The organism is Chamaesiphon minutus PCC 6605 (assembly GCF_000317145.1).
GTDB classification, from domain to species: Bacteria; Cyanobacteriota; Cyanobacteriia; order Cyanobacteriales; family Chamaesiphonaceae; genus Chamaesiphon; species Chamaesiphon minutus.
The window spans coordinates 267,600-291,425 of sequence record NC_020053.1; the positions used below are offsets into that span (position 1 = coordinate 267,600).

26 protein-coding genes are annotated in these 23,826 nt (G+C 46.2%); 4 read left to right on the forward strand and 22 right to left on the reverse strand.

Annotated elements, in window-relative coordinates:
- Positions 1-14: 14 nt before the first annotated feature.
- Positions 15-3,170 (reverse strand): DEAD/DEAH box helicase, encoded by a 3,156-nt coding sequence (locus CHA6605_RS30185; RefSeq protein ID WP_015328963.1) that lies wholly within the window; start codon positions 3,168-3,170, stop codon positions 15-17.
- 196 nt (positions 3,171-3,366) lie between these two features.
- On the opposite strand from CHA6605_RS30185, the gene CHA6605_RS33420 reads away from it, so the two are divergent.
- Positions 3,367-3,849 (forward strand): HNH endonuclease, encoded by a 483-nt coding sequence (locus CHA6605_RS33420; protein WP_015328964.1) that lies wholly within the window; start codon positions 3,367-3,369, stop codon positions 3,847-3,849.
- Positions 3,850-3,902: 53 nt separating this feature from the next.
- On the opposite strand, the gene CHA6605_RS32275 is transcribed toward CHA6605_RS33420, so the two are convergent.
- The 4 genes from CHA6605_RS32275 to CHA6605_RS30210 form a co-directional block, all read right to left on the reverse strand.
- Positions 3,903-5,081, reverse strand: a complete 1,179-nt coding sequence (locus CHA6605_RS32275; RefSeq protein WP_015328965.1) for a ParB/RepB/Spo0J family partition protein — start codon at positions 5,079-5,081, stop codon at positions 3,903-3,905.
- Positions 5,082-5,086: 5 nt separating this feature from the next.
- Entirely contained in the window at positions 5,087-5,971 is an 885-nt protein-coding gene (locus CHA6605_RS30200; protein WP_015328966.1) for a ParA family protein, read from the reverse strand.
- 93 nt (positions 5,972-6,064) lie between these two features.
- Positions 6,065-7,300 carry a relaxase/mobilization nuclease domain-containing protein gene (locus tag CHA6605_RS32280; protein WP_015328967.1) on the reverse strand — a complete coding sequence of 412 codons (1,236 nt, stop codon included), beginning with the start codon at positions 7,298-7,300 and terminating at the stop codon, positions 6,065-6,067.
- Positions 7,287-7,688 (reverse strand): plasmid mobilization protein, encoded by a 402-nt coding sequence (locus tag CHA6605_RS30210; RefSeq protein WP_015328968.1) that lies wholly within the window; start codon positions 7,686-7,688, stop codon positions 7,287-7,289. Before CHA6605_RS30210 ends, CHA6605_RS32280 begins: the two co-directional genes overlap by 14 nt.
- Positions 7,689-8,233: 545 nt before the next feature.
- On the opposite strand from CHA6605_RS30210, the gene CHA6605_RS30215 reads away from it, so the two are divergent.
- Genes CHA6605_RS30215 through CHA6605_RS30225 form a run of 3 tightly spaced genes read left to right on the forward strand, consistent with a single transcriptional unit; the run spans position 8,234 to position 10,892 of the window.
- Complete coding sequence (locus tag CHA6605_RS30215) at positions 8,234-8,677, forward strand: hypothetical protein (protein WP_015328969.1); 444 nt, start codon at positions 8,234-8,236, stop codon at positions 8,675-8,677.
- 29 nt (positions 8,678-8,706) lie between these two features.
- Positions 8,707-9,870, forward strand: coding sequence for a ParM/StbA family protein (locus tag CHA6605_RS30220; RefSeq protein WP_015328970.1), 1,164 nt, complete (start codon positions 8,707-8,709; stop codon positions 9,868-9,870).
- Positions 9,871-9,875: 5 nt separating this feature from the next.
- A complete protein-coding gene (locus CHA6605_RS30225) occupies positions 9,876-10,892 on the forward strand; it encodes a nucleotide-binding protein (RefSeq protein ID WP_015328971.1) in 1,017 nt (338 codons plus the stop codon).
- On the opposite strand, the gene CHA6605_RS30230 is transcribed toward CHA6605_RS30225, so the two are convergent.
- The 17 genes from CHA6605_RS30230 to CHA6605_RS30300 form a co-directional block, all read right to left on the reverse strand.
- Complete coding sequence (locus tag CHA6605_RS30230) at positions 10,889-11,317, reverse strand: HNH endonuclease (RefSeq protein WP_015328972.1); 429 nt, start codon at positions 11,315-11,317, stop codon at positions 10,889-10,891. The genes CHA6605_RS30225 and CHA6605_RS30230 overlap by 4 nt on opposite strands.
- 5 nt (positions 11,318-11,322) lie before the next feature.
- A complete protein-coding gene (locus CHA6605_RS30235; protein ID WP_015328973.1) occupies positions 11,323-11,709 on the reverse strand; it encodes a hypothetical protein in 387 nt (128 codons plus the stop codon).
- A gap of 118 nt (positions 11,710-11,827) precedes the next feature.
- Positions 11,828-12,427, reverse strand: a complete 600-nt coding sequence (locus CHA6605_RS30240; RefSeq protein WP_015328974.1) for a Uma2 family endonuclease — start codon at positions 12,425-12,427, stop codon at positions 11,828-11,830.
- Positions 12,428-12,471: 44 nt separating this feature from the next.
- A complete protein-coding gene (locus CHA6605_RS30245; protein ID WP_015328975.1) occupies positions 12,472-12,942 on the reverse strand; it encodes an RES family NAD+ phosphorylase in 471 nt (156 codons plus the stop codon).
- The gene (parS, locus tag CHA6605_RS30250; RefSeq protein ID WP_015328976.1) at positions 12,939-13,370 is read right to left on the reverse strand and encodes a type II RES/Xre toxin-antitoxin system antitoxin; all 432 of its coding nucleotides are present in this window, start codon (positions 13,368-13,370) and stop codon (positions 12,939-12,941) included. Before parS ends, CHA6605_RS30245 begins: the two co-directional genes overlap by 4 nt.
- A 91-nt stretch (positions 13,371-13,461) precedes the next feature.
- Positions 13,462-13,701 (reverse strand): hypothetical protein, encoded by a 240-nt coding sequence (locus tag CHA6605_RS30255; RefSeq protein ID WP_015328977.1) that lies wholly within the window; start codon positions 13,699-13,701, stop codon positions 13,462-13,464.
- A 71-nt stretch (positions 13,702-13,772) separates the two neighbouring features.
- Positions 13,773-18,122 carry a strawberry notch family protein gene (locus CHA6605_RS30260; protein WP_015328978.1) on the reverse strand — a complete coding sequence of 1,450 codons (4,350 nt, stop codon included), beginning with the start codon at positions 18,120-18,122 and terminating at the stop codon, positions 13,773-13,775.
- A 74-nt stretch (positions 18,123-18,196) separates the two neighbouring features.
- The gene (locus tag CHA6605_RS30265; protein WP_015328979.1) at positions 18,197-18,631 is read right to left on the reverse strand and encodes a hypothetical protein; all 435 of its coding nucleotides are present in this window, start codon (positions 18,629-18,631) and stop codon (positions 18,197-18,199) included.
- A 35-nt stretch (positions 18,632-18,666) separates the two neighbouring features.
- Positions 18,667-18,945 carry a hypothetical protein gene (locus CHA6605_RS30270; RefSeq protein WP_015328980.1) on the reverse strand — a complete coding sequence of 93 codons (279 nt, stop codon included), beginning with the start codon at positions 18,943-18,945 and terminating at the stop codon, positions 18,667-18,669.
- Positions 18,946-19,016: 71 nt separating this feature from the next.
- Entirely contained in the window at positions 19,017-19,364 is a 348-nt protein-coding gene (locus CHA6605_RS30275; RefSeq protein WP_015328981.1) for a hypothetical protein, read from the reverse strand.
- A gap of 88 nt (positions 19,365-19,452) precedes the next feature.
- Positions 19,453-20,064, reverse strand: coding sequence for a vWA domain-containing protein (locus tag CHA6605_RS30280; protein ID WP_015328982.1), 612 nt, complete (start codon positions 20,062-20,064; stop codon positions 19,453-19,455).
- Positions 20,061-20,612: a hypothetical protein gene (locus tag CHA6605_RS30285; RefSeq protein ID WP_015328983.1), complete on the reverse strand. Its 552-nt coding sequence runs from the start codon at positions 20,610-20,612 to the stop codon at positions 20,061-20,063. Before CHA6605_RS30285 ends, CHA6605_RS30280 begins: the two co-directional genes overlap by 4 nt.
- 184 nt (positions 20,613-20,796) lie before the next feature.
- Positions 20,797-20,922 (reverse strand): hypothetical protein, encoded by a 126-nt coding sequence (locus CHA6605_RS36400; RefSeq protein WP_015328984.1) that lies wholly within the window; start codon positions 20,920-20,922, stop codon positions 20,797-20,799.
- Between the two features lie 34 nt (positions 20,923-20,956).
- Positions 20,957-21,511: a siphovirus Gp157 family protein gene (locus CHA6605_RS30290; RefSeq protein WP_015328985.1), complete on the reverse strand. Its 555-nt coding sequence runs from the start codon at positions 21,509-21,511 to the stop codon at positions 20,957-20,959.
- 72 nt (positions 21,512-21,583) lie between these two features.
- Entirely contained in the window at positions 21,584-22,633 is a 1,050-nt protein-coding gene (locus CHA6605_RS30295; RefSeq protein ID WP_015328986.1) for a DUF932 domain-containing protein, read from the reverse strand.
- A 76-nt stretch (positions 22,634-22,709) separates the two neighbouring features.
- Complete coding sequence (locus CHA6605_RS34805) at positions 22,710-22,859, reverse strand: hypothetical protein (protein WP_015328987.1); 150 nt, start codon at positions 22,857-22,859, stop codon at positions 22,710-22,712.
- Positions 22,860-22,950: 91 nt separating this feature from the next.
- Entirely contained in the window at positions 22,951-23,823 is an 873-nt protein-coding gene (locus CHA6605_RS30300) for a hypothetical protein (RefSeq protein ID WP_015328988.1), read from the reverse strand.
- Positions 23,824-23,826: the final 3 nt, after the last annotated feature.

The window sequence follows — 23,826 nt, forward strand, 5'->3', positions numbered from 1 at the left end:
TCATGCAAGCCTATTTACAATACTGTTTGTTTGTTCAGAGCAATCAATTTCTTAAAGCTTTCATTATCTAACTCCGTCAGCCAAGATTCATCGGCTCCGACGATCGAACTGGCAATTTTTTTCTTGTTCTCGATCGTTTCGTCGATGCGTTCTTCTAAGGTGCCTAGAGTGACGAACTTATGCACGAACACATTTTTCTGTTGTCCGATTCTAAAAGCTCGATCGGTTGCCTGATCTTCAACTGCCGGATTCCACCAGCGATCGAAGTGAAAAACGTGGTTGGCTTTAGTTAGGGTAATCCCTACGCCACCTGATTTTAATGATAAGACGAAAGCTGAAGGTTCGGTTTCGGGATCTTGGAATTCAGTTATCATTTGTTCTCGTTTGGGGCGAGAAGTGCCGCCATGCAGGTAATAGGTACGGTAGCCGATATGTTTGAGATATTGTTGCAGAGCTTCGCCAATTTCGGTAAATTGGGTAAAAATTAATAGGCTCTCGCCTTCAGCCGTAATTTCTTCGAGCATTTCACCCAATCGTTGTAATTTGTGAGAGCGGTTAACGCTAAATTCACTATTGTCTTGCAAAAATTGGCGGGGATGATTGCAAATTTGTTTGAGTTTCATCAGGGTGGATAGAATCAATCCTTTTCGTCCGATTCCCTCGGCTGTTTCTAGCTGCTCGATGACATCTTTGACGACAGCTTCGTAGAGGGATGCTTGTTCTCTGGTGAGATTGCAATATTGCTTGTGTTCGACTTTATCCGGTAAGTCTTTGATAATTGTTTTGTCGGTTTTAACCCGACGGAGGATAAACGGTTGGACTAACTTTTTCAGGACGATCGATTGAACTTGGTTCCGATCTTTTTGAATGGGAATTTCAAATGATTTGCGAAACTGAGCTTCTTTGCCTAAATAGCCAGGATTAAGGAAGTTGAAAATCGACCATAAATCTAATAAGCGATTTTCGACGGGGGTTCCGGTTAAGGCAAGGCGACGAGCGGCTGGTAGTTTGAGAATTGCTTTGGTTTGTTCGGCGGCGGGATTTTTGATGTTTTGGGCTTCGTCGATGACAATTCGATGCCAGTTTACGGCTTGTAATAATTTACTATCTTTTCTCACTAACGTATAGGAAGTAATGACTACATCACATGCGCGAGTCGCAGTTTTAAAGGCGGTTAATTCTTGAATGCGATCGCTACCATGATGGATTTTTACACTCAGATGCGGAGCGAATTTCTCGATTTCTTTACCCCAATTACCCAGTACGGATGTTGGGGCGATTAGTAGGGTTGGTGAAATTTTCCCTAAATTGGCTCTTTCGGCGATTAAGGTGGCAATTACTTGAATAGTTTTCCCCAAACCCATATCGTCAGCCAGACAACCATTCAAACCCAAGCGTTCGAGATATTGAATCCAGGCTACCCCGCGTTTTTGATATTCGCGTAAGGTTCCTTGTAATAATGGCAGATTTTCAATCGGTTCGAGCTGACTGGGATCGTGTAAATTTGCCATCATTGCGGCTAAACTATCTTCGGTTTCGACTTCGAGTTCTTCGTTAGCCGCAGCAGTTTTTTGGATTAATTCTAAGAGCGTTAATTCTGGTTGGGTGTCCTGATGCGACTGCCAAAATTGGAGCATTTGCTGCATTTTAGCCAGATCTAATTCCATCCATTGCCCGCGAAAGTGGATCAGTGGGGTTTTGGCATCGACTAGTTTCTGCCATTCCTGGGGGGTGATTTGCTCGTCACCGATGGCAAGTTCGTAACGGTAGTCGATGAGATTGACGAGGTGAAATAAGCCTTTGTCAGCTTTACTCTTGCCAGATTTTTTCGGTGCGGCTTTGAGGCGGAGTTTAGCTCTAGCTCTACCTTGAGGAGTCCACCAAGCGGGAACGATCGTTTTATATCCGGCATCTTCTAATACCCAAGCACTCTGGGCTAGGAAGTCAAAAGCAGCGGTGAGGCTGAGGAAAAAGCCGACGGGTTTATCTGTTTCTAATCCTTGCCAAATTTGAGGATAGATCTGCGCGGCGTAACCTAAGTTCAGGAGTAAGTCTTTTTCAAATTCTTTACCAAATTGTTTGTGGATAGTTTGTTTGGTTTTACTGTCGAGCTGCCAATAGTCATCGAGTTCGAGTTTTAAGGACGGATCTTGTTTGGCTGCGACTAGAAATTTGAGATACCAGCGATCTGGAGTTTGCGTGGATGCTTCTTGCAGTTGGAAACAGAGTTGAAAGGTGGAGTTATTTTGGGCGACTAGCAATTTTTGCTTCCAGGTTTGCCACTGTTTGTAGATAGCTACAGCTTGGCTATCCGTCCAGGGTATGCCTGAATTCTGGAGATTGAGACAACCAGTTAGCAATCTAGAATTGGCAATCTTTTTCTCGAAGGTACTGGGAATATGGGTATTGGCGACATAATGATGCAGGAGACATTCAGAAAAATGACGTAGCAAGGTTTCTTTGTCATAGAATTCTATGGGTGCATCTGGCGTATCTAACCCACCCGTACAAACTAGGGGTAGATAATTGAGATATTTTTGGATGTTAGTTTCATAAGCTGGGGAGATAATCTCCCAGCTAGGATAAATTCGATCGTCTGGAGCTATTTTTTTATTCTTACCTGCGGGTGGAGCTTGTTCCCGATATTTTAAAGCGGGAATATACCGATCTTTGTGTAAAAGCTCCCGAAGAGATTGACTGTAATGGTACCAGCAGAGTAAATCTGCTCCCATTTGAATTTCTGTGCTGTACAGACATAAAAAATGGATGTCGTTGAGCAGTTTAACAATTGGGTTGACTTGATAACAATCGATCGCCCAAATTTGCCAGGTTGTTGGGGCGGGAGATTCTGTTTCTAGATAGCGGCTGAGTTCGACGGAGGGTAAGGGTCGATTCTCCCTGGGAGAGGCTTCGCCAACGTCGGTGCTGGGGAGGATAAAATATTTGGTGATAATATCTCGACTAACTGAGGCATTCTTGGGAGCGATCCCTAATTCGTCGCTTAAAAATGCTGAGAGATCGTCTTTGTTTAATTGCTGGGGGTGTCTATTTGCCGCCCGATCTTTCTGTTGTTTGGGCGGCGCATCGGTTTCTACCCACAGATAAAAGTTTCCTGCTTGGATAAATTCATCACCTGAGTTGGGAATCCATGTACCGTGCAGAATTTTCATACAGGGTGCCGATCTTGCTGAAGAGACTTGTTTAGCTTTATTTTAGCCTGTAAGTGCCTGGTATTTGAGTGCCCCTTGGTATGATGGTGAAGGGCGAATCGAGTCCAGAAGACTTGGGATTAGAGCCACCACAGAATCCAAATGTTCGAGCGGCATGTAAAGGCTGAAGCACAGTTTACCGAGTAAGTTGAGAATTATGGCTTTAACGCTGGAATATCCAGATAATTGGGCGGACATTGCCACTACAGTCAAGCAAGCGGCAGGATATCGCTGTAACCGCTGTGGCTTGAAGTGTCTGCCCCCAAATAATAGTTATCGCCATCTAGATTTATCTCTCAGACGTAAGCTTTCGGCGCAAGTCCACCACCTGGATGGGAATCCCGCACAGAACGACAGGTCAAATCTCGTCTGCTTGTGCAGCGGGTGTCATTTACGGATGCACCGCCATCGTCCTCAACCGACACCAGGGCAATTATCGCTGAAGTTAAAGCTTACCAAAGTACGCAGATCGCGCCAGAACAAGCAAAATTGGCAGTTAACCCTTGCTGATTTAATCGATCGATTGCCCCGATTATCCACGGAATTGCATCGGCAAATGGAATTAGACTTGTCTATTAAGAAGGCTCTCTGCACGACTGAAGCTCATAGAGAAATAGCTGACAATAGCGAGATCGGCTGACCATAAAAAATTGTGGGACAACGTTGTCCCACAATTAAAATCGATGGTGGATGTCAAGTTGACTGCTGAAGCTCAGAACGTTTGATTTTCAATGCCTTTTGGATTTCCTTGAGTGCGCGTTCGAGGTCGGATAGTTCTCGATCGGTTTGAATATCTGATAGCAATTTGTTCACCTTCCCAGTTACTTGAACGACTCGATCTGGTTTGGAAATCGGCGTGGGTGAATGACTCTCGATAATGTCATTAACTAAAACCTTGGTTTCCATCAACGATAATTTATCTTCAGCTATTTGTTGAATTACTTCAGCTCTGGCTTTGACAGCATCTTCCTCTGACTGTCCCAAATATTGAGGTGTAAGTCGATCGATCTGTTTTGCCTTGCTACCTTCAATCCCATACTCTCTAATCGCCGCTTTCACATCATCAGCTACCTTCAGCAACGGTAAAATGTGCTTACTGATGCTAGCAGGATGGAGTTGCAGTGCCAGAATTACCTGAAAAATCTGTTTTTCCTCATCCTTATTATCGATCCGGTTCAGCCATGCTTGCTGCGTGTCGGGATCGGCAATTTTCAGCAGATTAAAATCTGGATTAGTCCCTTCTCGCTCCATCTTCCGCAAAGCAGCATGAAGAGTTTTAGGGATGTCAGTTTCTCGTCCGCTCCAATTGGGATAACGATCGACCGTAATTTTGACGATCGCTTCGGCGATATCGAGATCGTGAAGGCGTTGTGATTGAATGCTGGTGACGACCTGCCGCTCGAAGATCTCTGTCGCATTTAGAGATTCTGCTGAGGTTAAAAACACCGCATCCAACTTCTCCCAATCTAGTTTTTGAGCACTGCGCCAGCGCAATTCACCTTCAAATAACTTGTAGCGATCGCCATTTGGAATGACGATAATCGGCGTGAGCTGACCCTTGGTGCGAAGACTTTCAGCCCGTTCTTGAATTAGCGCAGGGGGAATTACAGTACGCGGTTGAGCCTCATCCCGATCGATCGAACTTATTAAAATCTGATGAACGCCAGATCGCTCGGCTAATTGTGCCGTGAGCTGCTCGATCTGAAGTTCGAGTTGAGACTGCTGGACGCTATCGAGTTCCAGTGACTTGAGCCTAGCAACTTCAGCTTTGAGTTCCTCTACCTCGGATTGTAAGCCCTCAATTTGTTGGTATTCCCGCGCACCTTGGAAAGAATCGCGCAATCCGCCGAGTTTTTTAGTTTGAGCAACCATAAATTTTATGCCTCCGTTAATAATTCCACAATTTTGGCGGTAATCGGGTCGAAATCTTTGATAGCATCACAGCCCGGACGATAAAGCTGTAGCGGCAATCGTTCCAAAGATGCGTTGAGATAGTAATTAGATTGACGAATCGCAGGGAAGCAATGAATCCCCATCTCTTCGATTAGCACTGGCAGCGTATCGCTCAAATCGATGTCTGTACGGAGCTTACCCTGCTTGTTCAGTCCTAAAAAATTCCGGTGCATCGCAGTTTCAGCCCAATCTACCCGATTGGGGACGAATCCCAAAATCTCTGGTTTAGGCCGCAGTCTCAATTCTGATAATTGCCTAAAGTACCACCGGATAAACCCAGCAAAGCCCTCAGCATCCTTATTCTCTGGCTTAATCGGCGATAGAACGTGGGTGCTAGCAGCCAGGGCAACGACCCCCATTGGTTCTAAGGTGGCTGGGGTATCGAATAAAATCACATCGGCAGCTAGGGGATAATCTTCGAGCCGATCCTGTAATAAATAATGTCCGCGTGGATTAAGGGGGATTTCGCGAATTACTCGCTCGATCGCCTCACCACCTTGGATAGCGGTAATTTTGTCAGTTTTTTCTGCCCAGACTGGTTTGAGGGGATAGTTTCCAGCAAAATCAGGCTCGAACACCGTCGCGATCGAGTCTTGTGGTTCTGGATTCATGGACAATCCAGTGAAGGTACTCAAGGAACTAGAGATATCTAATTCGATAATCGTCACCTTAAATCCTTTGGCAGCGATCGCATATGCCAAATGAACGGCAGCGGTTGTTTTACCAGAGCCGCCAGCATTACTGGCAATACAAATCCGAATTTGTCTTTGAGCCACTTTGGACTGGCTACTTTTTTGCGGTAAGGTCATGTGGTAGATGTGCGAACTTTACGCAAGCGTGTGGGACAACGTTGTCCCACACGATAGATTGAACCACATAAAGTGCAAATCTGTTAGCGATCGCTAAAAAGACAGACCTTCTTCCTCAAAGTATTCATCTTGCTCCCGTTGGAGTAGCCTCGCCTCTGGCGAATCTAAATCGCTGACGACATAAGCAGCAATTCTAATAAATTCATCCGCTTCCTCTAAAGCTTCACGATTCACCAGAGGTGACGCTACGCGAACGAGGGGAGTTTCAAACTTTTTAGACTCCACCCCATTAAAGCGTTCGAGTTGCTCGACATCCGTGCGCTCGATATGGGGCAAGCCCACTGGTTCCCACTTACCATCCTTTGTCTGAGTAGCTTTGAGCATCAGTCGATGGGGGCGCATCCGCATGACGGTTAAAATGTCCCCTTCTAATTTAATATCTGCCCGACTGTTCTTAAACTTTCTGCCCCGTCCTAATTTCAGCACTGCCATCTCCACAGCCCGATCGAACATTTCGCGATCCAGCATACTCAAACGCACGGGCTTTTCTTGGCTCTTGATATTAGTCGCTTGCATTAACGCAAGATCGAGATCGGTAATCGGGACTCGCTGGCTCACTACCGACCACTTCGAGCCAATATCGACACCCTTATAAACTCGATCGTCTTTGAGAAAGGTCACGCCCTTGATACAATCGCGATCGCTAAGATTAAAGCGAACATCGATATCAGATTCAGCCAAGCGATCGAGCCAAGTTTGGAGATTCGGGCAATCCTGGAGCGAAGTAGCGACGAGCCGAGCGATATCCGTATTGAGGTGCAGCCCTTGAGCTTTTCGATGTTTGAGTTCCCAAGATGATGTTATTTTCTGCAATCCAAAATCGCGCTCTAATTCTCTGAGGATCGTTTGAATCTTGTATCGATCGAAACTATCTTTTACATATTCACCTAACACCGTTACAGCATTAGTCACAACATGAATATGGTCGTGGTCGTGAGCGTAATCGTGTCCTGGGTCGTCGCGGTCGTGATCGATCGCAATAAACTGGCAGTCTTCATAGCCCAATCGATCGAGAACTCGAAAGGCAACTGCTTCTTTGATAACATCGTCAACCCGACCATCCGCTGGGGCGAATGAAATTGAGAAGTGACGAACGGGTTTAGTTACACTAGGACGGAGATTAGCTACGAGTCGAAACTCCCGCGCTAAGTCGGCAGGCGTGGAACTAGCAACACAACTACTAATGATGCGAGGTTTTTTATCTGGGTCAAGCAAATAGCCCATTAGGCCCCCAAAGCCTTTACCTTTAGTGATATTAGCGATCGTCATGACTTTGGGTAAGTGCGATGAGAATTGCCTGGATAGCTTGTTGGTTATCTGCGATTAGCTGCTGTAGTTGCTGGGAATCGACAGCAACAGATTTTCCATTTAGCAGAGCGCGATTCATAGCTCTACCGATCTGTTGGAGATCGTTACCCTGCGACTTGAGTTCGCGAAGGTTTAACATTAACGGAGCGTAATTCGGATCTGGGAGGTGCCGAGCGATCGGATAAGTTTGCTTTTTACCTCTAGATATTAGAAACTGGGAACGATTCAGACCGACTTGCTTGGCATTGGCTTCGATAATTTCTAAATCCTGGCTTCCTACTCGTAATTCGATGCGATTAGTTTTCCGATCGGAAGTCTTTATCTTTGGGTGTTTATCTAGATTACTCACAACTGCTCGGAGCTACTTTTACTTACAGATCGCCAGAGCGTTTACTACGGAGGCAGACACGCAAAGTATTATGAAATTTATGGATTTTTCAGGGCTAAGTGAGCGGTGTCAACCGATCGATTAGTCTCAAAAATAAGGAGAGGACGAGGGCGAAAACCCATAACCAGATTGCACCGATTGGAGACTGCCACAGGCAATTGTACGGGCACTAACATAGCTGGCTACTCCTCCTACCACTAACTCCAGGCTGCACTCAATTCTATGCTTTCACCGATAGATTCGGATCGGTTAAATTGCGGGTAAATTCTGGGGTAATTTAGCGGTTTTGAGGTAGGTTGCTATTAATAATTCAGTTAAATTGGGGTGTTTTAGGGGTGCAACAGGGGGGATAAATAGGGGTGTAATCGGTCATCTAGCTGGAGTTATCACCCCGAACATGTGGGATTTAGAGGTGTTATGAGGGTGCTTTTGGGGGGATTGGCGGTCGTAAGATCGATGGCGATCGAGATATATTATCGTGGTGCCGATCGTGAGTCTAATCTGACATGTTTAAATTCGACATCATCAAAAGTGATTTCAATCAGGTACTAATTGCCGAGTTTCTCAAACGCATCGGTAAGAGCAAGCCAACAATCCTCAAGGCACTCTATGGTTTTTATGCTTCGCAGGCACGATCCGAACATCCCGATAGTTCGCAACAAGACATCGAGCTAGCACTACTCGAATCGCTCAATACGTTATCCGCTCAGATGAGATTCTTGGTTAATTACCACAGAGTTAAAGATGGGATTAACTTATCGCCTGAATGTTTGATGAGTTTTGGGTTATTGCCGATATCTCAACCATTAACTACTCCACAGGCTCAGTTCACAGATTCGGCTTCAGTCGATTCCCCACAGGGGACGCTTCGCGAACGCGATGACGATGAGGAGGTGTGGGTACAGCCGCCATCATCTTTTGACTTTTCGGTCTTGGGGATGAATAAGTAGGTGTCGATCGAATATATCAGTGAGTAAACATGGCTAAACGCAAGAGATTATCTGCGGCGATCGATCTGGGTTCGAGTTTAATTAAGATCGTGGGGGTTTGCGACGGCGCGATGAGTGCGGTGGTGATGTCCCCAGAATTAATCGCCGTCAATCGGGGATCTTTAGATAATGGAGCGAATTACAGTCTGGGGACGGGAGCGGCAACTGCGACAGTCGATTATTGCTTTGTTGGTGTCAATGACAATTATTATGCCGTCGGCGATCTGGCACAGCGGTTTGGAGCTTTGCAACGGTTCAAGCCACTGAAGACCGAATCTGCCGCCTACAAGATTTTGGCAGTTGTCGCGATTCTAGCCCAGCGGTTTGGATTGGGGCATAGCTTCGATCTCTCGATCGGGTGCTTGTTACCGCCTGGAGAGCTGATGGATCGGGCATTATTGAAACAACAACTCATGGAATTTCTGCCCGACTTTGAAGCTCCCCAGGGCAAGATGAATGTGAATTTGGTGGAATCTTGCTTTCATCCAGAAGGTGCCGGGATTCTGGAATTGTATCGAGATCGGCATCCAACCAGTCTGAGATCGTCAGTGGGAATGCTAATGGCGGGTCATCGCAATCTGACTTGTTATGCGACCAAGAATGGCGTAATTACCCACTTTGCCAGTTGTGACTTAGGTTTTAGCAACTGGGTAAAAGAAGTGGTCAAGCGCACTGCTGGGTACAAGTTAGAGACATTAACTAGGGCGATGGCTAACTACTGGTTCGCGCAGGATGCGACAGCTCTCAAGCCGATTCTGCGCCGACAAGAGGAGCGAACCGCCGCACAGGAACTCGCTCATCTAATTGAGGTACTGGAATCGACTAACGAGACTTATTGCAATATGGTCTTCGACTGGCTCAACGAACATCTACCGACAGGTATCGAGGAAATGATGATTTCTGGGGGGACGGCGGATGTCCTGAAAGAGGAGTTGGTGTCTTACTTCGATGAGAAGTTACCACCGCGTCCTGAGCTACATGGCAAAGCGGCAATCTATTACAGCAACACTGGCTTTAACTTACCAGAGTTAGATGTACCGCCAGAATGTCAGTCGCGGATGGCAGATGTCTACTGTCTGTGGCAGTATTTGATGTCCAAACCCCAACCAAAACTCACTAAATCTAGAACTAAAACAACCGTAGAGGCGAAATAATCATCGTGGTCAAAAAAGCAGTTAAAACAGCTCCAGCAGGAGAGAACGGAACCGATCTGACTCCAGCCAGAACGACGATCTGGGTCGCGATTAGCGAGAAAGGTGGCATGGGCAAAACGACAGTCGGACTGGCAATAGCAGAGCTACTCACTGCCGCAGAGCGTCAATTTTTCCTCATCGATGCCGATGCTTCTACCCCTAATGTTGGCTTAACCTATCGCCAGGAGATGTATCGCGGATTTCGGAACTCAAACCCCGTGGTAAGTGAAGGTGAATCTACAACTGTCTCGCGTAAGGATAAAAGTTCGACGGCTACCAAGCCCAAAGGGGCAGATTTTATCCTCCAGGAGCAGATTACCTTTACAGGTAATGCGGATAGCTACTTTCACGCTGATAAAATCTTGGACATCGCGAGGACGCAGGATGTTTTGATCGTGATGCCGTCCCAGGTGGCAAGTTATGTCAACCGTTGGCTGGAGCAGAATGATGTGGTGGGAATGCTCGCAGATCCCGATAATACGATCGATATCGTCTTTTTCTTCATCACTAACGGCACGCCAGAATCGATCGATTTGTTTGTGGAATCAGTCGAGAGTACTCAGGGCAAAATCCCTCACGTTCTAGTCAAAAATCTGGGTGCGCCGACGAATATCCGATGGAAGCATGGATTCGATGAAGATGGCAAAGTTCGGGCGATTTTGGATAAATATGGCTTCGGGTCGATCTTCTTCCCTGAGATGGAAGTAGCCCCAGAAGATAAGAATAAGATCCTCAGCGAGTATATTCCTTTTGGTGAGGCGATCGATTCTGACTGGATTCCCTTTTCGACCAATCGACGGCTCAAAAAGTGGTTGAAGGAGGCGACACAAGCTTTAGGGAGTACAGGTGTGATTCCGTATCATCCCGACTATATTCCTGAAGCGGTTGTTGCTACGAATCTGGAAGCTGAGATTAGCCAGAGGCTAGGCTCCGCCAACGAAGCTAGTGAAGCTCCTGCTTTGCAGGATGGGGCGCAGATTTAGATATTAAGTGGCAAGTCTGGATATAGTCCTTGAACTGCTAAGGCTTGTCGGAGTTGAAGGCGGCTGGTTTCGTTCATCTGTAATAGGAAGATTGTGGTTCGTCCGGTCGCGGTTATGCCCACAATCGATCCACCTTCAAGTTGAAAATGTTCTGCCCAGATTTGAGTGCGGGGGTTGAACAGTGGCGTAATCGCACCTGTGAGCGGATCGATGCTGGTGAGGTCTGAACCCTTGTGACGATTGCAGGGTAAGCAGGCAAGGACTAAATTATCGTCGGTACTCTCGCCGCCATGTTTGATGGCGATAACATGGTCTATCTCGTGGCTGAAAATGGAAAAGGTTTGGTGAATGCGGCAGTATTCACAAGCCCCTGATGCCCGCTGACTGACTAGCTGGCGGAGTGTGGCTGAAAGATAGATAGTCATCAGGGCTAGTTTTGGGGCGTAGCTTGAAGTGCTGCATAGGCTCTAATTTTGAGGAAGCCGATTAGGGTGTCGAGTTGCTGATATAGTTCGATTTCGGCAGTTTCGGCGGCGGTGAGGGCGGTTTCTCGGTTCTGTTGGAGGAGGGTTTGCAATCGCGATTGGGACGCTGGGGATACTTTGAAGTTGACAATCTGCGCTGAGGTGGGTCGATCGCACAAAAAGTCTAGAATCTCTTGATAGGTACTAGATGTATTTGGATTGGCTGGATCTGTGGTAGGTGGTTCTAGTAATCTGGTGGCAATGAGACGAGTAAAGAGGTCGGAGAATTGGTTTTGGAATGGGGCTAGGCGTTGGGCGAGGTCGTCAGGGATATCGATCGTGATTTGAGCCATAGTAGTATTTTTTTGATAATGTTGTTCGATCGAGGGTGTTGCCGTGGGTTAGCTTCGATCTCAGAACCTATTGTGAGGGCTGGAAAGATGGCTATGACTATATTTTAATCGAGACGATCTAACGGGGGAGAATTTCATCGAGGCAAAGCTGGAGGTTTGGCAGGAGGCTGGAGGTAATAGGTTGCCCTAAGCGATATTGCTGTTGGCTGTATTCTTCGCCATTGAGTTGGCAGACGGTGAAGGTGGGTTGTTTTGGTTTACCGATAAAAGCAACACCGCCTAATCCGCGATAATCGACGATCCAATATTCAGGAATTCCGAGCAGGGCGTATTCTTCAACTTTGCGGGCATAGTCTGTTTCCCAGTTGGTGCTAACAACTTCAACTACAAGTTTAATCGAGCGACCTAATGTAATAACGGGTTCTTTTTCCCAGTATGGTTCGTTGACGATCTGTATTTCATCTAAAACGATAATATCGGGGCGACGGGCGGTAGCTGTGTCGATGAAGGGGCGAAGCAGACAGTTACGGGGAATGAACCAGGGATGTTGGGCGATTGCGATGCCGATTTTGATGGCGAGTTTACCGCTGACGGTTTCGTGGGGGCCAGTGGGTTCCATATCGATTAGTTCTCCGTCAGCCAGTTCGTAGCGGGGATTATTTTGGTATTGAGTGAGGAAGTCTGCAAAGGTCAGGGTTTTGGTTGGGGTGTAAGTCATGGTGTTTTCTCTTTCGATTTATTCAAGATGCGATCGCCGTCAGTTTAACTTTTCCAAAGCCTGGGATCTAGCTCGAATGGTTGCGGAGATTCTATAGCTAGCCTTACAAAATCGGGATGTGACGGATTAATTAGATAGTTTAATTCCATTGGAATAACTACCGAAGGCACAGCTAAAATCGCTGTCGAACCCGAACGAAACCATCGATCGCCCATAGTTGCCAAAATAGCAGGTGCGGGAATATTCCGCCAATCTGGAGGCAACTGAGCCACTTCTAGATACTCGATCTCTACTTCTGTCGGCACATCCACCCGAATGTAAGCCAACATCGTCGCCACATCTTCAACTTCCATGTGGACGAAGACTTCTAACGCTGCAAGTGAAAGCGTTCCCGAAGTGTAAACCATCCCCTGTCCGCGAGAATTCCAACGTCCGCCGACTCTTCTGGCACCTTCGCCGCTAAAAGCTGTATCTGCATACTTGCGCTTAGAAATTCGCCACAGACTGAGACTCAACTGTATACACCATACTCAATTCGATCGAGTAATTCCACTACCTGTTCTGTCCCTGCATCCGTATCGAGGAGATCGACAGGTGCATGACCATTCAATCCGCGATTGGGTCGCTTCAGCCAGCTAGTGGCCGTGTCAGCACTCTCAAATACATCCTGCGCTTGAGCCGCAACTCTGGCCAGTCGGTACAATCGATCGGACCAGGTGGAGTTTAAAGGCTTATCTTCTTTCTGGAGTCTGACGATCGTGCGGATGGAAGTGCCAACCACCTTGGACATCTCAACGTCTGAGAGTTGATAGTAGTTCGCCACTCGCTTGAAAGACTCGATCGATAATCCGCGCCGGACTACTTCAGCCCGATCGATCGCTGAAGATAAACTTGTCGAACCTGGTATTCCTAAAATATCCAGTAATTGGGTTGATGGAGCCATAACTTACCTCAATTTAGGCATCTGTCTTAATTATAACGCTAAATGCTCAAATTCCCAATCGACTCACTCAGCGGTATGTGACGATCGGGCATCATTCTATCAACACAAAGTAATTTTGATGTTTATCGAAGGCAATGCCAAACTTACGATCGATCCAGAACAGCACCCGCTTTCTTCCGTAGATATTTCTGAGGATAAATTGTTGGTAAATATCCGATTCAGACTTACAAAAAGTTCCAGATAACTTAATCTCTCGATTCCTGGTATATGCTAGACAATCGATTCTGCAAGCTATACGGATTGTCATCAGATCTACTTGGTCTTTTTTCATACAACCGGATTCCTAGCCTTACTACTCGATCGATTAAAATCCCCCGATCGATATTGGGGGATTATTTACACTCAACCAGTTATCAGCTTATCGATAATCTCGATCGCAGTATCAACCGGAATAAACACCTTAGTTCGATAGTTGATAATCTCTGTAAAACAGCCCAAAGCCTTGAGCCAATCGATTTTATCGCTACCATAAACAGCCACTACTTCCAACCGATCTTCCCCTTTATAATAGTTTCGCTGTAACTGCCACTGTCCAGCCGATGTAACCTCATTGCGTTCCCAAACTAATTGGAAGATTTCATCGCCAGTCAGTTTAGAATCGCCAGCAATGCCAAAATCCCGATATACCTTATCGATTTTCAGCTTGTCGATTTCTCGTCCCAGTAACAACCGACCATCGTTAGTTTGGAGTCGATAGACACGAGGACTTCCTGGCAATTGTCCCCAGATTGGCAGCAACAATCCACAGCACAGATAGATCCGTTCTCGATCGAACTCAGGTGCCAAATCGAGCAATTGCTGCCACTGTCGCCAATATTGACCGTTAGGAATTTCGGGCATCCAGACCTTATCGAAGTCGGGTTTATCTAACCGTTGATAGGTTTTGGGATGGACGGGGTGATAGAGGGTGACTATATCGACAATATTGCCACGGTGGGTATGCTGGTCGGTGACGTGAGCGATCGCTAAATTACCATTTTTAATATGACGGTAATAGCGGAAACCAGATTGGAGAGCGGCTTGTTGGGCGCGTTCGACCGAGATCTGCTTCGGTTTATTCAGTTTATCGATCGCATAACAGATCGTTTCACCGCCAGAAGAATGGGTACTCAATAATTGGGTATCGACCACCTCAAATCCACCCTCCGCCCAAATTGTCTGTACCCCACGCTCGAAGGTGCCATTGGCTTTAGCTTGGGCGATCCGCTCTAGAATCCGCTGCTCGAAGTCGGCGAATAACCGATTTTGGAGGTCGATTTTGAGAGCTAAGAGCCGATTGAGAAAGGTGTTCATCTGGGGCAGATTGTCGGATAAATTCCCATCCTTATTCAGGAGTTTGAGTCCGGTATATTCGGCAAATTCTGTTGGTGAAATCCCATCGATTCCTTGCGCGTTCATGTCGGCAAAGAACTCTGCCAGGGCTGACTTAGCATAGGGGCTGGTGAAGTCGAGAATGCCGCGAAATAGCCCATTATTCCCCGTGTTGCGCTGCCCCTTAGTAATGGCACCCAGGGAACTGAGACGGCTGGCAATCGTCGCTGTAAACCGCAATTCTCCCTTGACATCGCTGGTGAGCAAGACGATTTCTGGCGGTTGGGCTTGATTGCTGCGGTGCGATCTGCCGACCCCCTGGCAAGCAACTATCGGCTCGAAGCCAGCCTCGACTAGATAGTGGCGGCGCAATTGTTGGTTGGCACAAGCGAGATCGGCGTGATAACTGCGTCCGGTACCCCCCGCAGCGGAGAAAATCAGCACTCGTTTCTCGCCAGATTGGAACGCAGCAGTTTCGGCAAGATTGCTCGCGCCAGGACGTTGAGCTAGTTGATACCGTCCGTCTTCCAGGATAATCCGCTGACTGCGCCCAGTAATTTCTGCAACCTGGTGATGACCAAAATGCCAGTTGATCTGGTCTAACAGTCCGTTCACAGGGGGGAGTACCGACATCCGCTCGATCAGTCCATCTCGCAGTGCTAGTGCCTCTTGGGAGACAATGGGATTACCTTCGGGGTCGGTCATCAATTCGCTTTTAGTCGCGCCGCTGTCGTCTACATAGGTTTGATAGAGGTTGATGGGGAAGGAGTTCATCAAATAGTCGATGATATTTTCTCTGGGGGTGAAATCGACAGCCCGCATATCTCCCCACTGACTGGTGGGAATATCGGCTAACTTGCGATTCATTAGAGCCTCATTCGTCGAGACAATTTGAATCACACAAGAGCGACCTTCAGCCAAGTCCCGTTCGATCCATTCGATTAAAGTGTCAGTTTTAGCAGCGCATAATAGGGCATTAAAAAAGCGTTGTTTGGCAGACTCGAATTGACTGCTAACCGCTGCTTTAGCTCTGCCGTTGGTACATTTACCGCTCTCATTTTCCAACCCGATCGATCGCAGAACTTCATCGATTTGGTGGTGGATATAGACAAAGGCGTGGGCATAGGTATCCCAAATTTCTCGCTGTGCTGGCGTTAGTTTATGAACGACAGTTTCAAACTTCACCCCCTCAAAACTCAGCGTCCTGGCGACGTAGATCCCCAATCGCTTGAGATCTTGAGCGACTAACTCCAGAGCAGATGTACCGGATGCTTCCATCTCGCTGATAAACGCCGCTCTGGATGTAAACGGGAAAGCTTTAGTCTGCCACAATCCCATCCGTTGGTAATAGCTGAGACTCGAAACCTTAGCCGCACCTGTCGCACTCAGATATGTGACTCTAGCATTGGCTAAATGGTTAATTAACTGAGTACCAGCCAACGCTTGAGCGGAAGCTTTGGTTTGTCCCCGCTCTCCATCGTCACCAGCCGCATTGCCCAGCATGTGCGCCTCATCGAAACAGATCGCCCCATCCCAATCCGCGCCCACCCAGTCGATAATCTGGTCTACCCTAGATTTCTTGCTGCCCTTAGCTGGACTCCGCAACCCGCCATAGGTAACGAATAAGATACCTTCAGCTAGACAGATAGATTCGCCCTGCTTGAATTTCGATAAGGGGACGACTTGATGGGAACTGCCACCCAACCGTTGCCAATCGCGTCTGGCATCTTCGAGGAGAGCTTCATTTTTACTCACCCAAATCGCTTTTCTGCGTCCCTCACACCAGTTGGCAAGGATAATTAAAGCCGCCTCCACGCCCTTACCTACGCCTGTAGAATCGCCGATACTAGCTGCTTGACGGTGATATTTGCCGTCGGGATTGTCGGGATTGGCGACAGCGATCTGTTTATTCTCGGCAATGTACCAACGGGTATCCAGAAATTTACTATGCGCCTCACACACATAGATCAGCGCTTCCAATTGCGGGTGTGAGGCTAATCCTTTCGTTAGAATCCGCTGGGGCAGTAGTGGTTGGACGGTAGGATAGGGAGCCTTAATTGCCGCCATTGCGATCGATTCTGCTAATGGGGTAGGATGTGGTGCCGCGCCAGGGATCTGAATCGCACTGGCTTGGTACGGTGTGTATACGGCATCGATTGTCTTGACTTCTTGTTTGACGGCGGGTTGATAAGTCAATCGCACCAATTCGCCAAATCGATCTAACGTCTCGACCACAGGTTCGGGTTTCTCGATTCGCACGATCTTTTCTGGGCGCGGATCTGCGGGAGAATCGATAACGGGGATGATGGTTAACTGTGGTTGCAAGCCCAGTTGGAATAAGGGCAGTTCCACAAAGGGGTTGGGGACAGTAGCGGCAGCAGCTATTAATAATTCCTCCCGCTCCCAATATTTGACAATCTGACGGTTAGGCGTGGCTTCCATTGTTAAGCTTGCCAGTTCTTTGGCAGTGACGGAGAACTTAAGATCGATACTCCGGAGGAGAGGCTGCGCCAACGATCTCATCGGTTCTACGTTGGTAATCTTATCGAACACCAAAATGCGGACATCCATCGATGTGCCGTGATAGCGATAGTGACTGCCATCGACGAATAGACTCAGTTGTAATCGAGCGGGGAGGCTGGCAAAGTATTCGGGGTACTTTTCAGGAGAGAGCCAATGAGCGACAATTGCTACCAGTCTGCCATTGGGTTGCAGCCTCAATAGAGCCGATCTTAGATGTTTGAGGCAAGCATCGGGATTGCGTTTGCTTCTACCGACTGAGGCACTAAAGGGCGGATTCATCACAATCAGAGTTGGCTGTTCGCCTTGGGGCAGTACATCGTTGAGATGCTCTGCATCCACAGTGTAAATCGAGCCACAGGTAGGGAATAGCTCGTGAAGTAAGGCATTCCGCGACTTGGAAATCTCATTGAGGATAATTTTGTGTGGGAATGCGCCATTAAGTTGGCTAATCGTAGCAGCCACCAAAATCCCCGTCCCCGCGCTCGGTTCGTGCAGGGTGTCGCTTTCCTTGATTTGAGCCAGTCGCGCGACAATCCAGGCGAGTGAGAGGGGAGTCGAGAACTGTTGCAACTGGATCTGTTCCTCCGAGCGGATTTGGTGGTGCGGAACTAGAGCCTGAAGATCCATGAAATCCTCGATCGTAGTAAAACTGCCAGTGAGGATCGAACTTACCATTGCTGCTTCAATCAGATCGGTAGCTTGTTTCCAATTCCAGCGTCCCATTGCTGCGCCACCACCACAGATATCGCTCATCAATTCGATGACAACATCTTGAGTCAATCTGTCGCCAGCGGTTAATTTAGCAGCTAATTCGGTCACAGCTACTTGAGTCTGAGTCTGAGCTTGAGTAATCATCATATTTGGTAATAAATGGGCACAAAAAAGCCAGCAACTATTACTAATTGCTGGCAAAATCCGATACGATTTTAGGTTTAGATAATCCCGGCGGCTTCCATTTCTAGAACTTGACTTATATATTCTCTGAGAACTTCCCAGTTAATCCCGATGTTAGCATCGTGGTTATCCATTGCCATTGTTAAGACTAATCGTGCCCGATCTCGACTCAGATCTGAGTTAATCGAAAGCACATCATCAACGTGCCAGATCTTGGCAAACGTATCATTGCCACCTTCTAACATTTGAATGTGTTCGATTACTATTTCGATGCTAATATCTTCCCAGCGTTCTCCGGCTTTGCCTTGAGTCACTTCTTGAATGGTATAACTATCATCTTCGATCGATTCAATTTGGACTAGTTTGAGATTTTTCAACTGAAACAATTTATTTTCCCCCTCATCTCGGATGACAGCATAGCCATAATGATTAAGATAAGCATCGATGGTTAAGGGATTAGAGTTGAGTTGCATATTTTTAGATTAATGAGTGGGTAATAAAATTATCTTCAATCTAATTTGAGATTGATTATTTGTGCTAATTTCTCTTTAGCAGCCTCCAAAGGCTTAATACTGTCATTTAAGTATTGTCGTTCGCTATATAGATGTTCTAGTTCGCCCATAATACTCCCCACTAAATCTGCAATTTCTGCTTTATCCGATCGATTGAGATCTTGGCAAAGGCGATCTAAGTCATTTAGATTAATTTTCTTGCCCTCGATCGTACAACCTTGTATTTGGACGATCCGAACGATTTCTTGTACTTTCTTATTTTCTGATTCGTACATATTTAATTTCTACTTTTAGTTTCGGAAAAAGTTCTAATTGCATGACTGGGTAATTAAGATATTTTTGTTTCTCATAAATCCAGGATTTCTCTAACTAAATCGATAAGTGCTTGCCCCGTTAAAGTCGGTGGATTGTATAGATTTACATCGTCCATCCAAAATTTTGGATTCGCCCCACCTGCATGAGCGTGCGTTTGGGGAGAAGTACTGCCGCCATAGATGCCAAATTCGTAGGCAATTGCACGTTTTACTTGAGCATCGGTGGGTTGCAATGCTCTGATTTTCTCCCACCGCTCTTTGGCTCCTGCCGTGCTATGTAAGGACTGATACAGGCATTGTTCTAGAATGCTCCGTTCGGGCAAGGATGGAGTTGGAAACAGGCTAATTTGTCCCTGACAACGATGTTTTTTTCGACTCATAGATATGAATAGATGAATAGGTACAAAAAAGCCAGCAATCGATCGCTGGCTGGGTATTAAGTTTTACTGTGCTCATCAATCTGGGATCTCAAGATCTTGAAGGTGGTAGCATCAATCGATTACCTCCGGTAGCCAAGGCAACGATAGTGGCACTTAGTTCCACATGACCTCGACCGAGATCTTGGATGTAGGTACTGCCACAACCTAGCTCCGCCAGTTTTCGCATAAACGCGATCGCATCCCGATCTCGATCGTCACCAATGTGGATCGTAGAAATGGTGCCAGTTAATCGCTTTGCAGCAGCAATCGCATCTAGTTCGCTATTCGGCTCACCATCAGAAATCACGACGGTACGAGCTGGTTGGAGGGCAACAATTCGATCGAGTGCTAGATCCAAAGCAGTACTGCCACCACATCGCCATAAACCGTCAGGACTAGTAATTTCAGCAACTACAGAGTCAAAGGTAAATAGCTTGTAGTTACGCCAATCTAGACCTTCCACAGCTTTTCGTAGCACATCAATCCGACGTTCTTTGCCTTTGCACTCAGCATCCATCGATCCTGAAGTATCTAGTAGCAAGCACCAAATATCGGGATTTCCAGTTCCAATCCGCTGATGATAATTAGCAGCAACGCCTGTATCCGGCAATTGGGATGCTTGTTGAATAATTGCTGCTAATGGGTTAATTAAACCACTCATATTTGACTCCGATATTGTTGTAATAGGGTAGAGTTAACCGGATGTTTGATATCGTCATTGGCATAGCATTTAAAACCTGATGGCAACTCATTACAGAGCATCCTCGCCAGACTCCTAAACTCACAGATACTAGCTGAATCAAGATCTGGGGCATTAACTGTCTCTGGGATTTGATATCTATTTCCCGTGTGATAATAAACAAATTTCCAGCCATCAGACTTGAAACTTTCTTGGAGATATAGACGGATATCGCCTTGCTTCTCCCAAACATTTACTGAAAAAGCATGATGTTGATAATTCCTAAAGAAATCGGCGGTTTTGAGCAGCCTAGCTACGGTTGCTTTAGTCAGGTCATCATTAGTGCTAGTTGGTGAGTCAGCTCTACGTTGGGAGGCAGCATTGTTAGGATGATTTAGAATCTCTTCCTTCGTATCTTGCCAATATTTTTCAGTAGCAGCTTGAATAGCGATCGCACGTCTGGCAACTTCTTTGGTTACAGCTTCAATTAATTGGAGTAACTGGTCATCTGGTAGAATTGATAAATCCATAATAAATATTTGAATGAAACTCCCACTCAAAGTTAATTTGAATGGGAGTTAAATAATTTACCGACGGGGTAGTAGAATAACTAATCGATCTCACCACAAAATACCAATTGCCATTGGCGACTGGCAATAATAATTAAAAGTGTGAATTTGGACTAAACTTCGTAACAAACAGGCTCGAAATTCACTACAGAGCAAAGAATTCATAATAGATTTCCATTAATGCCTCACGAATAGAAAATTGTCGGTTCTCAAATTCTCCATTCAGCAAACAAATAAAGTGTTGACGAGCAGCAATTAGTCTAGTTAACATGGGATATCCTTAAAGTAATGTTTGCGATGATCGATTAACCAATTCTGAGGTGAGTTCCTCTGGGCTGAAGCTGGGCTAAAACTTCCCCATTAATTACCAATTCCTTTGCACCAGACTCCGCTAACTGTTTCCGAATCGTCTCGGTACAAACTTTATAACTAGTTTGGACTGTGACTAGATTTGCCGGAAAATCTTTCGCGGGAATATTCTCATTAGTCCATAGCGGTTGTTTTCCACCATTCTTGACGAGTTTGATAGTCGCTTCTCGACCTTTAATAGTCGAGTCAGCACGATTCTCTAAGATTTTCTCGAGGTAAGTTTTGAAGTTTGACAAGGCATTTTCCCTGACTTCAATCTGACTATTGAAGTTGTCGCGGCGTTTTCGGAGATAAGCAATTTCCCCCTCTTTGGCTGCAACTACCGCAGCAATAGCATCTACCTTAGTGGCAATTTGCGCCTCTAACTCATCAAAGCTATTAATTAAGGCGATAGGATCGGTTTTCCCCTCTACTTCTTCCTCTTCAATAAAAGCCATAATTTGTTCGACTAAATCGTCGCGGCTTAATTCTAAATCTAATAATGATGTCATGATTAATTCTTTGGCGTGAGTAGTTAAATCGAGAATGCCCCAGTGAATTGCTGGGGCAAGTAGTAATATTAATTAACTGTTTGCAGTAGCAATTTCTAGCCAAGTGGTGGTTGGTAAATACAGAACGCTGGAGCCAAGCCGCTCGACTTCTGTAGCGCGATCGTAACTCCCAATGTCTTCAGCAGTACGAGTGACAGCATTGAGCATACCGAACTGTGAAAGGTCGCCAGCATCGATTAAATGTTTCAGTACCAAACCAGATTCATTTTCACTAAGTCCAATCGATCTAGCGGTCACTTCTACCGCCTTAACTGGATTACCAGTAATCGGGTTATATCTGGCTCCTTGCATGTCTGCAACAGCTTCCTGGAAGGTGGAGATACTAATTGCATTTCGCACTAAGTCACGAACTTTTAGCTTGAAAGCATCATCGATCGCTTGGATAGTATCAATGGCATATAAATCGCTATTTTCAGCACTACGTCCGGCATGATTTTTACGTTGCTTCTTATCTTTGAGAATTAGACCATTAGTACACGCGAGTCTCATGATAAATGGTTCGACAGAAATCGAACTATTCCCGATTTCACCATTACTCAAAATAAAGCCAGCTTGAACTGGATCGCCGACTGCAATTGCCGCTTCGATATCCGTGTTGATGACCTTGAGATACATTCTTTCGTCGGTTACTTGGCAACTTGCAATTTTAATACCACTACCCATCTCACTGAGTTCTGGTAATACCATTGCAAGAATTTCATGATTATCGACAATCCGATATCGGCTACTCAAAAATGCCCGCATTTGACCACGCAGAGTACGAATGAGACTCGTTTCATCTTGCCGTTCATCTAACCAGTGGTTGACATTTTCTGCCAAAAGATCTGGCGACTGTCTCATCATCCGATCGTAATAAACTTTCGGAATACTGAGCTTACTTGCCATCTGTGCATGAGCATAGGCAGTAGCTGGCATTAATTCCAAGCCGCTGGTTGTCTCCAATTGAAATTTCCCACTAGGCACCATTGTCAAACTTTTGGTGCTGGCATGGAAATCCCGTTTGGTTTCCTGCTGTTCTAATAACTCTTGAGCTAGTTCGACAATCGTGCGTCCAGTTTTCATGATTTTAAAATGTGATAATGGTTAATAAAAAACCGCTAAGCATCAATAGCAACTTAACGGCACATATCCTAAGTAATTAGTACTGAGAATCTTGGTAATAAGCCTCACGATCGAGCATCAACTGTTCGTCAAACTCTAGCTGTTCTTCTTCGTGAGGAAGGCTAGAAGTCTCAATTACTCCACTCAAGTGTTCGATGGATGAGACTGGTATAATCAAAGTATTCATGACTAACAACTAGTAATTGGATAAGCGGGTGACTTTGCTCTAACAAAATCACCCACAAACAATAGACGAGCGGATCTACAGATTTGCTCGTCTATTGTTTGGGTGGAGATAACATTCGCTTGACGATCGTTAGTAATCGATCGGCATCAAGACTCGGCATTTGCTCGATATCATCAGCAACTTTCAGATTCGACTCAATTTGCAGAGGATCGAGTAACAATGTTGGCAGGGAGAAATAACGAGCAGTATGGACGATCCGCTCTGCTTTATAAGTACCAGCGAGATCGTAATCTGGTAGCACCACCAACAAGACTCGCCCCAACCGCTCTTTAACCACTCGGAGCTTATCGAAAGCGGTTCGATTGGAATAGTCACCAGCTTCCAAACAAAAAGCTGGAATCCCGCGACTGTGGGCGATCTCAACAGACTTTTGACCCTCCACAACTAGGATGAGGTTAATGTTGCCTGGATAAGGAAGTAATCTGGATAATCCGTAGGGTGTCCAAGGATTTGAGCCAGCACCGTCGAGCCACTCCTTACCATTGAAGGATTGAGGAAAGATTACCTTGTCCGTGCGATAATCGATCCGCACCACCCTTTGCTTGGCGGAATACCAATAAACTGTTCGCCTCCCGTTCGCGTAGCGTCCCCTTTGGGGAATCGTTTCAGCCAAATGCTCATCTTTTATCAACGGAAAGTGGAGTCGAGCGGGATGAATGCGGGGGATGATGACAGGACAAGGTTCTGACTTGACTCTGCTGGCGAACTGTTTAAAGTTTGGTACCAGTCGCGCCATAATCTCGACTCGATGTTCTCTGGTAGGTTCGTTCCAACACATCCAAGCACCTGTGGGTGAGAAAGTAAGATTGTGCCCGTTGCAAACAGGACAGTAATAACGTTCTCGGTAGCTGCGGTAGGGTGTCAAAGCATCCTTATAGTCGGCGAGAACGACTGGCTGGGGCATTGG

Bases quoted from the DNA above. Each gene is read 5' to 3' on its own strand.
- CHA6605_RS30265 (WP_015328979.1), bottom strand. From the start codon at position 18,631: ATGCAACTCAACTCTAATCCCTTAACCATCGATGCTTATCTTAATCAT.
- CHA6605_RS30295 (WP_015328986.1), bottom strand. From the start codon at position 22,633: ATGAAAACTGGACGCACGATTGTCGAACTAGCTCAAGAGTTATTAGAA.
- CHA6605_RS34805 (WP_015328987.1), bottom strand. From the start codon at position 22,859: ATGAATACTTTGATTATACCAGTCTCATCCATCGAACACTTGAGTGGA.
- CHA6605_RS30235 (WP_015328973.1), bottom strand. From the start codon at position 11,709: ATGGCTCAAATCACGATCGATATCCCTGACGACCTCGCCCAACGCCTA.
- CHA6605_RS30220 (WP_015328970.1), top strand. From the start codon at position 8,707: ATGGCTAAACGCAAGAGATTATCTGCGGCGATCGATCTGGGTTCGAGT.
- CHA6605_RS30200 (WP_015328966.1), bottom strand. From the start codon at position 5,971: ATGACCTTACCGCAAAAAAGTAGCCAGTCCAAAGTGGCTCAAAGACAA.
- CHA6605_RS30270 (WP_015328980.1), bottom strand. From the start codon at position 18,945: ATGTACGAATCAGAAAATAAGAAAGTACAAGAAATCGTTCGGATCGTC.
- CHA6605_RS30275 (WP_015328981.1), bottom strand. From the start codon at position 19,364: ATGAGTCGAAAAAAACATCGTTGTCAGGGACAAATTAGCCTGTTTCCA.
- CHA6605_RS32275 (WP_015328965.1), bottom strand. From the start codon at position 5,081: ATGGTTGCTCAAACTAAAAAACTCGGCGGATTGCGCGATTCTTTCCAA.
- parS (WP_015328976.1), bottom strand. From the start codon at position 13,370: ATGGCTCCATCAACCCAATTACTGGATATTTTAGGAATACCAGGTTCG.
- CHA6605_RS30290 (WP_015328985.1), bottom strand. From the start codon at position 21,511: ATGACATCATTATTAGATTTAGAATTAAGCCGCGACGATTTAGTCGAA.
- CHA6605_RS30185 (WP_015328963.1), bottom strand. From the start codon at position 3,170: ATGAAAATTCTGCACGGTACATGGATTCCCAACTCAGGTGATGAATTT.
- CHA6605_RS36400 (WP_015328984.1), bottom strand. From the start codon at position 20,922: ATGTTAACTAGACTAATTGCTGCTCGTCAACACTTTATTTGTTTGCTG.
- CHA6605_RS32280 (WP_015328967.1), bottom strand. From the start codon at position 7,300: ATGACGATCGCTAATATCACTAAAGGTAAAGGCTTTGGGGGCCTAATG.
- CHA6605_RS30260 (WP_015328978.1), bottom strand. From the start codon at position 18,122: ATGATGATTACTCAAGCTCAGACTCAGACTCAAGTAGCTGTGACCGAA.
- CHA6605_RS30280 (WP_015328982.1), bottom strand. From the start codon at position 20,064: ATGAGTGGTTTAATTAACCCATTAGCAGCAATTATTCAACAAGCATCC.
- CHA6605_RS30240 (WP_015328974.1), bottom strand. From the start codon at position 12,427: ATGACTTACACCCCAACCAAAACCCTGACCTTTGCAGACTTCCTCACT.
- CHA6605_RS30300 (WP_015328988.1), bottom strand. From the start codon at position 23,823: ATGCCCCAGCCAGTCGTTCTCGCCGACTATAAGGATGCTTTGACACCC.
- CHA6605_RS33420 (WP_015328964.1), top strand. From the start codon at position 3,367: ATGGCTTTAACGCTGGAATATCCAGATAATTGGGCGGACATTGCCACT.
- CHA6605_RS30230 (WP_015328972.1), bottom strand. From the start codon at position 11,317: ATGACTATCTATCTTTCAGCCACACTCCGCCAGCTAGTCAGTCAGCGG.
- CHA6605_RS30255 (WP_015328977.1), bottom strand. From the start codon at position 13,701: ATGAAAAAAGACCAAGTAGATCTGATGACAATCCGTATAGCTTGCAGA.
- CHA6605_RS30215 (WP_015328969.1), top strand. From the start codon at position 8,234: ATGTTTAAATTCGACATCATCAAAAGTGATTTCAATCAGGTACTAATT.
- CHA6605_RS30285 (WP_015328983.1), bottom strand. From the start codon at position 20,612: ATGGATTTATCAATTCTACCAGATGACCAGTTACTCCAATTAATTGAA.